This is a genomic window from Ignatzschineria sp. 22MB058224, from assembly GCF_058188435.1.
Genome location: NZ_CP187366.1, coordinates 2,104,685 through 2,118,952, shown reverse-complemented (window position 1 = coordinate 2,118,952; position 14,268 = coordinate 2,104,685). Strand labels below are relative to the sequence as shown.

Sequence of the window (14,268 nt, the reverse complement as noted above, 5' to 3'; positions counted from 1 at the left end):
GGTGGTGAATCTGACTGTAATCAATTCACTCATTGCCTACTCTACTAAGATTTCGCTAAAAAATTAAAAAAATACAGATAGATATCATAATATTCAATTGATTTATTTTTATTTTTATTGAAAATAAAAATTAATATTAGTTAAAATATCACAAACATATATTATTTTTATCATTTTGTATTCATAAAAACGATATTTCTTCCAAAATAGCTCAGTACAAGGAAGATCTCACGCTCTGATAGAATAAGGATTCTTGCGATGAAAAAAATCACTACGGATAACAATAGAACTTTGCTCAAAGTTCTCTTCAGTGCTAGTTTAGTAATGGCTACTCCGCTAATAGGATTTACTAGTAATATGAAAAACCCAACAACGCCAGTAAGTCATGAGTTTTCTTCTACACCCTACACGCTTGACACTCTTGAGAACGCTCAAAATATTACTCAGTTTCGCTATAAAATGCCTTCCCTCTCAGGAAAAATGGCAGATGCGACAGGACTAATTTTTATGCCTCACGGCGATAAACCCAAAGATGGTTGGCGAATTGTGGTATGGACTCACGGGACTGTGGGTGTTGCTGATCGCTGTGCTCCAAGCCTTAATCCTATTAACGAAAACTTTAAAGTACTTGCCGAAAGTCTACTCAATGAAGGATATGTCATCATCGCACCGGATTACGAAGGACTCGGAACGCCCGGTATTCACCCCTATTTACATCTTGAAAGTGAAGCAAATGCAGCAATCTATGCAGTCAATGCATTAAAAAATCATCTTCCTAATGATTTCCAAGGTAATTGGATGGTGATTGGTCAGTCTCAAGGTGGGCAAGCTGCTTTAGGAACTGCTGAATTTGCCAATAACGATCCCTTCTTTCAAGGAGCCGTCGCCGGTGCTCCTGCCTCAAACTTACAAACAATTATTCGTGATATTGCACCCAAAGCATTATCACAGCTCGATGCCCTTGATAATCACAATAGTATTCCATATGCCGAGCGACAATCCATTCATGCATACTCGACGCTCCTAGCATATGCAGCGTTAGTTGGCGTGGGGATTAAAGCATCAGATCCTGATTTTAACTATCTTGAGCTTTTCTATCCCGCAGCACAACCACTTGCACAAGCCGCCGAAGGAAGTAACGGTGAAGATGGGCAATGTCTCGATGGTCTTCGCAATGGCTTTAAAACATCAATTGCAACATTCCTTGCGTCAAACCCAGATCGAAAACTACTCGACTATCCAGGATTAAATACCAAGACATTCCATAATCATCCTGTACTAATGGAGTTCTTTACGGAAAGCCAGCCTGGAACAAAAAAACTCGATAAACCTCTATTAATCATTCAAGGCGAGAAAGATACTAGTGTTCCCGCAATAGTAACAACAGCGCTAGCCGAACATCTACAAAAAATTGATTCAAAATCTGTTGAACTTATTTTGGTAGAGGGGGCATCACATTCTGAGGCAATTGTTCTTGAAAATGCAAGCGCTGTCGCGTTTATTAAAGCGCATATGCCAGCAAAATAATTCACGCTATAAATTTAAAACCATAACATCAAAAAAAAAATCTAAAGGCTATCCGCACCCAAAGAGCAGATAGCCTTTTTCCTTTATTAAGGATAAATTTTCTTTAAGAGAAATCGACAGGGTCCACTTCCAAGAGAAGACGAATACCATGACGAATATTCGCTTCATATATCCGCTGCAATTGAAATGCAGCCTGATGTAGATGCTTACGAGATTTCGATTGCATAATCACATGCACACGATAAAAATCTTGCCGACGTTTGAGATTGTTAGGAATCACCGGTGTTATCTCTACCTCTGGGATTGTTGGTAAAAGTGCTAAAATCCCTTCAAGATAGTGTGTCGCCTCATTCTCATCACGCGCCTCTACTTGGACTAAAATCTGATGGCTAAATGGTGGTAATTCTAATAACTCACGTAACTTCAAGCCTTTTTTAGCATATTGATGGTAACCCATCTCCGGCAACTCATGAAAAAGTGCATGCTCTGGAAACATCGTCTGTACCATCACCGTCCCCTTCTTTTCACCTCGTCCTGCTCGTCCTGAAACTTGCACTAAGAGCTGTGCTAATTTTTCATCTGCTCGAAAATCATTGGCAAAAAACAGACCATCACTATTAAGCAGAACGACTAAAGTAATATTAGGAAAATCGTGTCCTTTTGCTAACATCTGGGTGCCGACAATGATATCCGCTTCATTATCACTGATTGTCGTTAAATGCTCATGCAGATCACGACTATTTTTCACATTATCCCGATCAAAACGAAGAACTTTAGCATTAGGAAAGGCATCAGCCAATACTTTTTCAATCTTCTGTGTACCAGCCCCTAGCGCTTTAAAGCTATTTCCACCACAAGAAGAACATTCCGTAGGATATGGATAACGTGTTGCACAATGATGACAGTGTAACATTCCTGTTGTACGGTGAAAATTAAGATAACTACTGCAATGATCACATTCAAGCATTGTCCCACAATCTAAACAGGTAATTACCGGAGAGAATCCTCGTCGATTCAGAAAAAGTAAAACCTGTTCTTTTCGTTCAATAGTTGCTTCAATCGCTTCTAAAACAGTTGTCGAAATTCCATCATAAACTTTTTCTATATGACAATTTACTACTTGCCACGTAGGCATCGCTCCTGAAACCCGATAAGGTAATTGATAATACTTAAAGAGTCCCGCTTCTATATTTCGAATAGTCTCATATGTTGGCGTTGCACTACCTAAAATTAAGGGGATATTCTCTAATTGGGCTCGTTTTACAGCGCTATTCACAGCGGAATAACGGACACCATCACGTTGAATATAAGAACCATCATGTGCTTCATCAATAATCAAAAGTCCGGGCCTAGCAAAAGGGGTAAAGAGCGAAGAGCGTGTGCCAATCACTAAATCCACGCGCCCTAGCATCGCATCGCGCCATGTTTTAAGACGCTCCGCATCTGTCACTTGTGAATGAATCATCCCGACGCGTACCTTTAGAGCTGCTTCAATTCGAGACACAAACTGCGGCGTTAAACCAATCTCTGGTACGAGCATTAAAACTTGCTTACCTTCGGCAAGGATTGTGCGTGCTATCTCGGTATATACAGCGGTTTTTCCAGAGCCGGTAACCCCTTCAATAAAGATAACGGGTGAGGATGGTTGATCTGTAATATCGGTTAATACACCATCAACAACACTCTGTTGTGCACTACTTAAAATCAGCGGTTTTTCTTTAGTTGGCATTTGAGCTGGTGATATTGCTTGATCACGCTTTTCAACTTCAACCAACAATCCAAGATCCACTAAGGCTTTTCGATGATTCTTAAAATTTTTGAAATGCGACTCAATGGCACTCTTCGCGTAATATTCACCACTGTCAAAATAGTAGAGAATCTCAACTTTAGCTTTGGCAGGTTGATTTTCCGATGCGTCACGCCATACTTCGCCAGCTTCAGTAATAGCATAAAATAATTCTGTACTAAAAAGCTCCCGCCCTTGTCGCAAACCCGTCGGCAAAAAGAGTTGAATGACTTCTCCAATAGGTGCGTGATAATAATTTGCCATCCAAATCGCGAGCCGAATTAATGAAACCGTTAAAATGGGGGCTGTATCTAAAAGAGCCATAATCCCTTTCAGTTTCGCTTTAGGATAATCACTACTAGCTTTGCGCTTAACGACAATACCGATCATTTCTCGCCGTCCAAAAGTCACGCGTACACGCGAACCAGATTGAATCTCTGGATAATCATCGGCAATATATTCAAACGTTTGATGTAATGGACATGGCAAAGCGACTTCAATGATGATGTCATTCATTTTCTCTGCCATACGTATCTACTCCTTGAAAATATTCATCTCTTTCTAAAAAATATGCGTGCCTATTTTCTATTGTAATTTTTAACAATAAAAGTTTCAGCAATAAAAGTTTCAGCAATAAAAAACCGAACAAAGATCTCACTTGAGCTTTTATTCGGTTTTTAAAAAATGAACGTCAATCTATTAAAAAGGTAACCGTTTCATAATACGTGTTAAGAAACGGGATAAGCCTTGACGGACTGTCGTTTTTTCAACATATTTAATACCATAAACATTCTTATCTACAATCGCTTCTTGAATATAGGCATCACTTGTTTGAAGTGCATCTACTAAACCAAATTCAATCGCTTTGACTGCTAACCAATATTCGCCTGTCGCAATTTTTTCAATATCAATATCAGGCCGATATTGCTTCACAAAGTCCTTGAAGATTAAATGAACTTCATTAAGCTCTTCGGTAAATTTTTTCTTTGCATCATCCGTATTTTCGCCAAACATTGTAACGGTTCGCTTATATTCTCCGGCGGTGAACTGCTCGTAATCAATATTATATTTCTCAAGTACTTTATGAAAATTAGGAAGTTCAGCGACAACACCAATCGAACCTACAATAGCAAAAGGTGCCGCAATAATACGGTTTGCAACACATGCCATGAGATAGCCACCACTTGCCGCAACTTCATCTACTGCCACTGTCAAGTTAAGTCCTTTGTCACGAATACGAACTAACTGTGATGCAGCTAAACCATAGCTATTTACAGCACCACCAGGACTGGTAATACGCACTAATACTTCGTCATTCGGTTCAGCAATCTGAATAAGTGCCGATACTTCTTCACGAAGATTTTTCACCTCTTCCGCATGGACATCACCATCGAATGAGATGACATATAACGTTTTATCTTTTGTAAGTTCTTTTTTCTCAGGTTTCTTCTTCCAGAACTGCCAGAATTTTTTACTTTCAACTTTTGTGTTATTTGCTTGCGTCATCTCATTGCAAGTATTCGCTGTGGCAACCTCAGAATTTATCTGTTCATCATCGGTAGGTGTTTTTTGTAAATCATCCTGACGCATCACCGCATCGGTAGATTGATGGGTAGCACCATCTTTCTTTGCAGAATCAGTTTCTGAATCATCTTCATCACTGTTTTTAAATTCACGAAAACCATCTTTGATCTGTTCAAAACGATCACCAATATCTTTAAACTCAATTTTACCGCCTGTTTGAGAATTATTAGAACGAAAAGATGCTAAGAAAAGAATAGCTGCAATAAATACAACTAAAATCGTCGCTGTTTTAGCGAGGAAAAGAATAAAATCGATAATATAAATCATTGATGAATTTTACCTAAAGATAAAAAACCTGATTCTTTTAAAGAGAGAATCAGGTCGTAAGGATAGAGCCTAAAAAACGATGTAAATGCTTTTAGACTCTCTCTATTTTAACTTCGCAACTGATAATTACTTAGCAGCAGGAAGGTCAACTTTAACATTTTCTTGAACTTTACTAACATACTCTTGGAAAAGAGGCTGAGCTAATTGCAATTTAGTTGCTTCATCAAGTTCTTCAAATGGTTTAATCGCAATATCACGAACATCATCGAGTATAATTACATGATAACCAAAATTTGATTCAACAGGTTTTTGTGACATTTCACCTTTTTTCATACCTTTCAACGCTTCACCGAAACTTGGATCCATCATTGAAAGTCTGAACCAACCACCGATGCTACCATCACGTTGAGCCGTTGCTGTGTCTAACGATTTCTCTTTTGCTGCTTTTGCAAATATAGCTCTTTTTGCATCATCGGTATCGGCTTTATTAATCTCATCAATGATCGCTTGCGCTTCTTCTGCTGACTCAACAAGAATATGTGATGCTTCGTACTCTTGTTTCTCCAATTGACTTACTGCTTGCTCATATTGTTCTTTGATCTCTTTTTCAGATATCTCGCCTTTTGCCAACATATCTTGGAAAAGCATATCTGAAAGGAATAGATCACCAATTAATTTAACTTTCATTTGGTAATCTTCATTTTTATCAAGATCACGTTTTTTAGCTTCTTTCGCTAATGCTTCTTGTGTTCCTAAGAGCAGTACTAATTGTTTAGCAAGATCTGCATTTTCAACTGACTCTACTTCAACACCTTGAGAAAGGAGCAAAAAGTTTTCAAACTCGCTTTTTGAAACTTCTCGACCATCCACTTTCGCTACTGGATCTTGGAAAACATAAGCAGTTTCTGCAACCTCAACAGCCTCAGGCGTTTCTTGCGCCATTGCCATTGGTGCCATAGCGCCCATTAAAGCCGTAGTTAACAGTGTTGTTTTAAATAATTTTTTCATTTTACTCTTTCCTCATTGGTTATTGAGTTTTGATCTGAATACTCAGTGCATGAATATCATTGTGCATCATGGTATCTAATGCTTGATAAATCAAGCGATGTTGCTTAAGTAATGTTAATCCCGCAAATTTTGGAGAGGCGATCTTCACTGTAAAATGTCCCGCACCGCCTTTTGCGCCAGCATGACCAACATGAAGATGGCTATCATCAATAACTTCTAAATAAGTTGGTGTTAATGATAACTCTAACAACTCTCTAATTTTATCTAATCTAATTTCTTTATTCATCTTTTTTAATGTAGTTATTTTAATGGGTAAAATAATATTAACTAAATATTATTTATATTTATTGAAAACCAATTTAGCTTCAATACCCCCCTATTTCTGATGAACTTTTTATAACAAATAACTACTCATCCTCTCTCTTAGCAGCTTTCGCTTTTAACTGACGATCTTTACGCACTAAATAAACCATCAATACGATTGATAAAATAAATGTAATTGCCGGATTAACGATCATCTTAAAGGTCATCCAAACATCATTAGGAAGCTCTAATAAGACAATAATGGTATTCAAAAGAGCCATCACAAGCATATATGCTGCCCACCATAAATTTGTCCGTAACCATTCACTCTCGGGCAATTCAAGCTCTAAAACTTTCGCAAAGATCATTTTTACGGGAGATTTCTTCAGGTAAAACATTCCTATTAAACCAAGCGCGATAATGACATTCACAATCGTCGTTCGCCATTTAATAAAGTCATCATTATTAAAATAAATTGTGAGTGTACCAAAAAGTACTGTTGCAACTAAAATCAACCAATCTTTACGTTTAGTCGTATCACGATAAAATATCAGCAATATCACTAATGAAATTGCCGAACTAATCACCAACGCTTTAGTTGCTAAAACTAGATCTCTTCCTAAAAAGAGGTAAGTGCCTAAGAATAAAAGAGAACTGATCCCTAATAAAACTTGTGGAATTTGCTTATATTTCTTTGATAACTGTGTCAAGTGAGGCTCCATCATACACATTATAAGTGGTAAGATTTTTGTCAATTCGACGAATTAAGCCTGTTAATACTTTTCCAGGACCGCATTCAACAACGGTTGCCACGCCTTCGCGTGCTAAAAACTCAATTGTTTCAGTCCAACGTACAGGTTCGTACAATTGACTCACTAAGGCTTCTTTAATTGATTCAACATCTGTATGTGCTTTCACATCAACATTATGAATTACAATATGATTTGGGGTTGAGAGCAGTAAATTTTCAAGCACCTGTGCTAAATGATCTGCTGCGGGTTTCATCAAAATACAATGCGACGGAACAGAGACTGGTAACAATAACGCGCGTTTTGCCCCTTTCTCTTTTGCTAATACACATGCAGCTTCAACCGCAGCTTTTTCACCCGCAATAACAACTTGTCCCTGAGAATTAAAATTCACTGCCGCAACAATACCGGCCGATTCTGACTCTTTACAAACTTCAATCACAACATCATCATCTAATCCCAAAATTGCCGCCATCGCACCTACTCCCGCAGGAACAGCTTCTTGCATATATTGTCCCCGAAGGTGAACGAGTTTCACGGCATCTTTAAATGCAAAGACACCCGCGGCAACAAGCGCTGAGTACTCTCCTAAACTATGACCTGCTAAAAATGCTGGCTGTGCTCCATTTTCGGAACACCAAACACGCCAGAGCGCAACACTAACCGTCAAGATCGCAGGTTGCGTAATTTCTGTTTTCCCAAGGAGTTCAATATCGCCTTCACGAATAATATCTGACAGTGAAAAACCTAAAGCATCATCTGCTTCTTGCAATGTATCTATAACAATCGGATGATCTAATAGATCTGTGATCATTCCGATACTCTGTGAACCTTGACCAGGGAAAACAAATGCTAATGTACGATTCATTTCACTCATTACTAAAACTCTCTTTTATCTATAAATAGCCTGATATCTCTTCACTTTTAGTGAATAATCACCCAAAATCATCTCTAATTTACATACGGACCAATGCCGATCCCCAAGTAAATCCACCGCCAAAAGCTTCCATCAAAATAAGATCCCCCTTCTTTACTCGCCCATCTTTACGGGCGACATCAAGTGCTAACGGGATACTTGCCGCCGAGGTGTTTGCATGCTTATCAACCGTTACAATCATCTTCTCTATCGGCATACCTGCTTTTTTAGCTGTCGCCGTCATGATGCGGAGATTAGCTTGATGGGGTATAAGCCAATCGATATCTTCGCCTGTTAAATCTGCTGCTACAAGCGTCTCCTCGACAATTTCATGGAGTTTAGTCACTGCGTGACGAAAAACCTCATTCCCCTTCATCTGTACATACGGATAAACATCCGGTGAAGAGATCACGCTTTTCTTGACTGAAAGAAGATCTTTATAGCTACCATCAGCATGAATATGAGTCGAGATAATTCCTTCTTCTTCAGTCGATTCAAGCACAACAGCCGCTGCACCATCACCAAACAATACACACGTTGTACGATCTTCCCAATCAAGAATTCGAGAATAAATTTCAGAACCTACCACAATAGCTTTTTTAGCCGATCCTGCTTTAATAAAATTATCTGCGATCGCTAATGCGTAAATAAAACCGGAACATGCAGCACTAATATCAAAGGATGCCGCATGATGATTACCGAGCATATCTTGCAAAAGTGTCGCTGTTGAAGGATATGTTTGATCAGGTGTCGTTGTTGCAAGAACGATAAGATCAATTTCATCGGCATCAACTTTCGCATCAAGCAGAGCAGCCTTCACCGCTTCAAAAGCTAACCCTGCGGTTGTTGCACCTTCATCTGCAATATGCCGCTGGCAAATCCCAGTACGTTCAACAATCCATTCATGGCTTGTTTCAACCGTATTGGACAACATTTCATTAGTAACAATATTTGACGGCAAATATTGCCCTGTTCCGATTATTCTTGAATTCATCCTACCAATCCTATTTTTCGCTCTGCTCATTTTCAGCAGTTTCAAACTGTTTACGCATTTTCTCAATGATTTTCTGTTCTACTAGCTTAACAGAAATTTCAATAGCATTTTGAAAAGAGATTCTATCTGCGTTACCGTGAGATTTTACAACAATACCTCTCAACCCTAATAGGCTTGCGCCATTATGCTTACGAGGGTCAAGCTTGCTTTTAAGATCATTAATCACCGGCATTGAGATAACAGCTGCGCATTTCGTCATTAGATTTTTTCGGAAAGACGAAGAGAGCTGACTGACGATCATCTTCACTGTTCCTTCCAATGTTTTTAGGGCAATATTGCCAGTAAACCCATCTGAAACAATGACATCAACATCATCAAAGAAAATTCCATCAGGCTCCGTAAAACCAATATAATTCAAATTAGAAGCTTCCATTAATGGAACGGTTCCACGAATCAACTCATTCCCTTTCATCGCTTCCGTTCCAATATTCATCAAAGAGACCTTCGGCGTCGGGTCATTACTGACAACCGATGATAATAAAGATCCCATTACAGCAAACTGGTAAAGATGCTCAGGAGAAACATCTACATTTGCGCCAAGATCTAAAAGATGTACGTATCCACGCTCACGAAGAGAAGGTATCGAAGTACAAATTGCAGGGCGCATAATTCCTGGTAGCGTTTTAAGTACAAATTTAGCCGTTGCTAAAAGCGCCCCGGTATTGCCTGCTGACATCGCCGCATCTGCTTTTCCTGATTTTACGCAATCAATCGCAACACGCATCGAAGAATCTTTTTTATTTCGTAACGCACTTTGCGGGGCATCGTCCATCTCCACAACCTCTGACGCGGGAACTAATTCAATGCGTCCTGTTTGATAGAACGGCTCATTTTTTAACAGCGGCTCTAATACTTCTTCTCTACCAACGGCCAATACGGAAAGATTATTGTGCATTTTTAAGGCATTAATAACCGCAGGTAAAAACTCTTGAGCACCATTATCACCGCTCATCATATCAACCGCGAGTTTCACAGATACCTGATTACTTTCAATCACTTTGGTAATTCCTAACTAATATCTTTTTACGACAAAAATAATAAAAAACCTACGCTATCTTCAATCAAGATTTGGCGTAGGTTTTTCGATAAACGTCTATCGATCCTAATAAAAATAATTAAGGATTACTCTTGATCGACAATTTGTTCATTTTTAGTGATCACTTTACGGCCACGGTAATAACCGTCTGCAGTAATGTGATGACGTAAATGTGTCTCACCTGATGTTTTATCAACACTTACAGGACGCGCAGTCAAGAAATCATGCGCACGACGCATTCCTCTTTTTGAACGAGTTACCTTCGATTTTTGTACAGCCATTTTAACAACTCCTAAATTACACTAATTCTCTTAAGCAGATAGTTACTACTACCTAGTCCAATAGATCTGTCAGAACTGAAAAAGGATTTTTCTTTTTCCCTTCTTCCGGCACTTCTTGATTCTTTAAAAACTCACGTCCTTCACACGGCACATCATCTGCATGATAAGGAATAATTGGTAAAGCCATCAGAAGTTCATCTTCCACATGATAGAGGAAATCAACCGGATCAACCTCCTCAACCACAATGACATCTGCATCATCCCCAATTAGCTCTGCCTCATATTCGCTTTTAACAGGAACCCAACGAAAGTTCGCTTCCACATCCATCGCAAATGGCTCAAGACACCGCTGACATTCAACATCAACATTGACGGACGCACGCCCGATAATGCTCTTTTGTTGTTTGTCATCCACACCTGCTGTAAATGACAGAATTATATCACCATTAACCTGCTCAACTGCTGCTTCTAGTCGAGGAAAGAGCTTGCTCGGTAAACGATCATTCTCTATCTCAAACTTTTGGTCTATGGCTTGCCATATAGATAATGTAGAGTAATTCAAAGAACACCATCAATTCTAATAAAAGAGGGACATATTAATCTATCGCACAATTTTTTGCAATAAATCAGTTCGTACTAACGAACAAAATCACCGCTTTTGCCCCCTTTTTTACTCAAAAGGGCAATATCAGAGATCATCATTCGTTTATCAATCGCCTTTAACATATCATAAATCGTCAGTAAGGCAACTGAAACTGCGGTTAAAGCTTCCATCTCAACACCAGTCACTCCATTTGTAGAGACTTCAACCTCGGCCTGTACGCTATTTTGATCAGGTAATAGCTCAAATTCAACATTCACTTTTGTTAAAGGCAGTGGATGACAAAGCGGAATAAGATCTGATGTTTTCTTCGCCGCTTGAATCGCCGCAATACGAGCAACTCCTAGAACATTTCCTTTTGAAACTTTCTCTTCTCGCAATGCAGTAAAAGCTGCTTCATTCATTGAAATCAAACCAGATGTAACCGCTGTTCTTTTAGTTACAGATTTATCACTCACATCCACCATATGCGCCTCGCCGGCATCATTCAAATGGGTTAATTGACTCTTTCCCATACATAAATCTCCCTTAATCTTCAATAATGTAATCTTCGAGCGTCATCCCTTCTTCCATCTCTGATTCATGAATATAGGATGATTGGTCAAGCGGGTAGACCAAACGAACTAACGATCGATCACCAGAAATAAGATAATGCCACTGTGGCAAAGGTTGATTTTCATAGCGTAAACGATAAGCGCAAGTAGCTGGAAGCCAACGAAGCTGTGGAATATCATCGACAGTTAAATCAATACAGAGCGGCACATAATTTTGACGCGTTGGATAACAACTACAACTACCTGTTTCTAAATTAAGAAGGTCACATGCAACTTCGGTATGATAAATCTCACCTTCATCATCTTCCAATTTATTAAAACAACAAGTGCCACATCCATCGCACAATGCTTCCCACTCAGACAAGTTGAGCGCTGTTAATGGAAGCTCCCAAAACTGATCTCGCACGCTCTAACCTCTTTTTAATTCTTTACCAAATTTTCAGGAGCTACTTTTAGCTCATTCTCTACAAAAACCTTACCATCCGGTGCTTTCGTCACTGTAATGACAGACTCCGAATCTTCCTTTTGATCTTCTAAAATTGTACAACCAGCACGACTTGCTAACGCTTTAACATACCACTCTTGACGATCCATATCTTTTGCCTCTAAACAAAGCGAGACTTCTACACGACTTGGTTTTTCAGAAAGATCATCATCATGCGTAATTTTATCTCTAAACTGCAAATAAAAAGCGATTTGACTTCCCACAAGGATAATCAGCCAAGAGAGATACATCCACATAATAAAAAGAACAACTCCAGCAAAACCTGAATATATTTGTGATTGTTTCCCTGACATCACAACAAATTGCGTGAATAATTTTCCAGTAAAATACCACGCATTCGATGCAATAAAAGCACCAATCAATGCAGGTAATAAATTGACTTTACGATAGGTAATAAAAATATAAGCAAGCCAAATGGCTAATGTGACAACACCAATCGTAAAAGCTTGCCCTAATAAAAAATTAATCACTGGATTAGTCACAAACCCACTAACTCGCAGGACAATAGAGCTTGAGAAGAAAGAGAAGGCAATAAACGCTAATACAGGCCCAATTAAAACAACCACAACATAGTTCAGTAGACGCTCACGAAGTGAACGTCCTCTTGCCACTCGCCAAATTCGATTAAAGGCAGATTCAATCGTGGTCATAAGATTAATCGCCGTATAAAGGAGCACTAAAAGACCCGCACCCCCAAGAATTACGCCACGCGTATTCTCTACAAAGCTAACGAGTATAGCGACAAAGTCATTTGCGTTTTTATCACCTAGAAAAGCAAGTCCCTTTAACATTAATGGCTCAAGTTCATTGTGCACACCAAAACCTGCTAATATCGAAAATGTAATCGCCAGCAATGGTACAATCGAGAGCATCGTCGTATAAGTTAACGCTTGCGCCCGCTCCTTAAAGTTTGCTTCGTTATACTGTAGAATAATTCGATAGAGCAACTGCATTATCTTACGAAGGTAAAGAAATGCTCCGGTCTCAGACCAGAGCCATTGATCTAGTTTTATAATTGTTGATTTTATCATAGGCTTCTTTTATAGGACTCAGCCACGTGACTGATCTATCGACGAATTATACAAGTTTTTCAAAAGCATCTTTAATCAGCGTTATTCTTCGCTCAAGCGCATCCGCTCCATATTGAGTACTGAGCTCAAAATATCCCCAAACAGGATTCGGCCATGCAAGATCTGTTTCATAGCGTGCAATCACATGAATATGTAATTGACGAACAATATTTCCTAGCGCTCCAATATTGAGTTTATCTGCATCAAATGCCTCTTGCATGACAAATGATGCCATGCGAACTTCTCTCAATAATTGCTCCTGATCTTCAATTGAAAGATCAACGATCTCTTCAATATTCTCTCGCTTAGGTACTAAAATGATCCAGGGAAAACGTGCCTCGTTCTGAATACGCACTTGGCAAAGTGGTAAATCCGTCACTAAACGACTATTTTTCGCCAACTCTTCATTTAATTTCATTCTACCCTCACAATTATCAGTCAGTAATAATTCCGCATTCGATGAACTTATGCGTACAATCTAAAACTCATCGACCTTACGGCTTAAAATCATCAGTTTTTCACGCAACTTATACTCGGAAAGCTCAATCCCTTTCTCCGCTCGGACAAGTTCACTTGCAAGAATTAACCCTGCCATAATCGCAGCTTTTTCCAGTGATAAACGACCCTTTTCGCGTAATTTCGCAATCTCTTTATCAAGACGCTCAGCCGATTGCTTTAATACCTCAACTTCTGACTCCGGCGTACTGATAGGATATTCTTCATTTGCAATACGGACAGGAACTACAACCGTTTCTGACATCTTTTACTCCTACATATTCTGTTTCATTGACTCAACACGTGAGAGCAATTTATTTAACTTTTCTGACAAAAGCGCATTATCTGCTGCAAGACGAGCATTTTCTTGCTCACTTGTCTGACGATATACACTAAACTCACCTTCTAACGACACAAAGCGTTCTTTCGACTCTTGCAATGCTGTCGCTAAACGGTTTTTCTCTTCTCCTAACGCAATAATCTTACGTTCAAGCGTCTCAAAAGCAGTATTTAATGTTTCTGACACAGTTTT

17 protein-coding genes are annotated in these 14,268 nt (G+C 39.1%); 1 reads left to right on the top strand and 16 read right to left on the bottom strand.

Features of this window, described 5'->3' with window-relative positions:
* The first annotated feature begins 258 nt into the window (after positions 1 to 258).
* Entirely contained in the window at positions 259 to 1,527 is a 1,269-nt protein-coding gene (locus tag ACPF7B_RS09340) for an alpha/beta hydrolase family protein (protein WP_490505536.1), read from the top strand.
* 103 nt (positions 1,528 to 1,630) lie between these two features.
* Here the strand turns inward: ACPF7B_RS09340 and priA are convergent, their stop codons facing one another.
* The 16 genes from priA to ACPF7B_RS09260 all read right to left on the bottom strand — a co-directional run bounded on the left by priA (position 1,631) and on the right by ACPF7B_RS09260 (position 14,262).
* Positions 1,631 to 3,841 (bottom strand): replication restart helicase PriA, encoded by a 2,211-nt coding sequence (priA, locus tag ACPF7B_RS09335; RefSeq protein WP_490505535.1) that lies wholly within the window; start codon positions 3,839 to 3,841, stop codon positions 1,631 to 1,633.
* A 171-nt stretch (positions 3,842 to 4,012) separates the two neighbouring features.
* Positions 4,013 to 5,164 carry a protease SohB gene (sohB, locus tag ACPF7B_RS09330; protein WP_490505534.1) on the bottom strand — a complete coding sequence of 384 codons (1,152 nt, stop codon included), beginning with the start codon at positions 5,162 to 5,164 and terminating at the stop codon, positions 4,013 to 4,015.
* 126 nt (positions 5,165 to 5,290) lie between these two features.
* Positions 5,291 to 6,172: a peptidylprolyl isomerase gene (locus ACPF7B_RS09325; RefSeq protein ID WP_490505533.1), complete on the bottom strand. Its 882-nt coding sequence runs from the start codon at positions 6,170 to 6,172 to the stop codon at positions 5,291 to 5,293.
* A 19-nt stretch (positions 6,173 to 6,191) separates the two neighbouring features.
* Complete coding sequence (locus ACPF7B_RS09320; protein ID WP_490505532.1) at positions 6,192 to 6,458, bottom strand: BolA family protein; 267 nt, start codon at positions 6,456 to 6,458, stop codon at positions 6,192 to 6,194.
* 121 nt (positions 6,459 to 6,579) lie between these two features.
* Positions 6,580 to 7,185, bottom strand: coding sequence for an inner membrane-spanning protein YciB (locus ACPF7B_RS09315; RefSeq protein ID WP_490505531.1), 606 nt, complete (start codon positions 7,183 to 7,185; stop codon positions 6,580 to 6,582).
* On the bottom strand, positions 7,160 to 8,101 hold the full coding sequence (gene fabD, locus ACPF7B_RS09310; protein WP_490505530.1) for an ACP S-malonyltransferase: 942 nt from the start codon (positions 8,099 to 8,101) through the stop codon (positions 7,160 to 7,162). Before fabD ends, ACPF7B_RS09315 begins: the two co-directional genes overlap by 26 nt.
* 79 nt (positions 8,102 to 8,180) lie before the next feature.
* Positions 8,181 to 9,134 carry a beta-ketoacyl-ACP synthase III gene (locus ACPF7B_RS09305; RefSeq protein ID WP_490505529.1) on the bottom strand — a complete coding sequence of 318 codons (954 nt, stop codon included), beginning with the start codon at positions 9,132 to 9,134 and terminating at the stop codon, positions 8,181 to 8,183.
* Between the two features lie 10 nt (positions 9,135 to 9,144).
* Positions 9,145 to 10,188 (bottom strand): phosphate acyltransferase PlsX, encoded by a 1,044-nt coding sequence (gene plsX / locus ACPF7B_RS09300; RefSeq protein WP_490506527.1) that lies wholly within the window; start codon positions 10,186 to 10,188, stop codon positions 9,145 to 9,147.
* 128 nt (positions 10,189 to 10,316) lie between these two features.
* Positions 10,317 to 10,511, bottom strand: a complete 195-nt coding sequence (rpmF, locus tag ACPF7B_RS09295) for a 50S ribosomal protein L32 (RefSeq protein ID WP_490505528.1) — start codon at positions 10,509 to 10,511, stop codon at positions 10,317 to 10,319.
* Between the two features lie 52 nt (positions 10,512 to 10,563).
* The gene (locus tag ACPF7B_RS09290) at positions 10,564 to 11,073 is read right to left on the bottom strand and encodes a YceD family protein (RefSeq protein ID WP_490505527.1); all 510 of its coding nucleotides are present in this window, start codon (positions 11,071 to 11,073) and stop codon (positions 10,564 to 10,566) included.
* Positions 11,074 to 11,147: 74 nt separating this feature from the next.
* Positions 11,148 to 11,627 carry a cyclic pyranopterin monophosphate synthase MoaC gene (gene moaC / locus ACPF7B_RS09285; protein ID WP_490505526.1) on the bottom strand — a complete coding sequence of 160 codons (480 nt, stop codon included), beginning with the start codon at positions 11,625 to 11,627 and terminating at the stop codon, positions 11,148 to 11,150.
* A 13-nt stretch (positions 11,628 to 11,640) separates the two neighbouring features.
* Positions 11,641 to 12,072: a YcgN family cysteine cluster protein gene (locus ACPF7B_RS09280; RefSeq protein WP_490505525.1), complete on the bottom strand. Its 432-nt coding sequence runs from the start codon at positions 12,070 to 12,072 to the stop codon at positions 11,641 to 11,643.
* A 14-nt stretch (positions 12,073 to 12,086) separates the two neighbouring features.
* The gene (locus ACPF7B_RS09275) at positions 12,087 to 13,202 is read right to left on the bottom strand and encodes a YihY/virulence factor BrkB family protein (RefSeq protein ID WP_490505524.1); all 1,116 of its coding nucleotides are present in this window, start codon (positions 13,200 to 13,202) and stop codon (positions 12,087 to 12,089) included.
* A 46-nt stretch (positions 13,203 to 13,248) separates the two neighbouring features.
* Positions 13,249 to 13,659, bottom strand: a complete 411-nt coding sequence (locus ACPF7B_RS09270; protein WP_490505523.1) for an HIT domain-containing protein — start codon at positions 13,657 to 13,659, stop codon at positions 13,249 to 13,251.
* A gap of 60 nt (positions 13,660 to 13,719) precedes the next feature.
* The gene (locus ACPF7B_RS09265) at positions 13,720 to 14,001 is read right to left on the bottom strand and encodes a cell division protein ZapA (protein WP_490505522.1); all 282 of its coding nucleotides are present in this window, start codon (positions 13,999 to 14,001) and stop codon (positions 13,720 to 13,722) included.
* Between the two features lie 9 nt (positions 14,002 to 14,010).
* Positions 14,011 to 14,262 (bottom strand): hypothetical protein, encoded by a 252-nt coding sequence (locus ACPF7B_RS09260; protein ID WP_490505521.1) that lies wholly within the window; start codon positions 14,260 to 14,262, stop codon positions 14,011 to 14,013.
* Between the last annotated feature and the right edge of the window lie 6 nt (positions 14,263 to 14,268).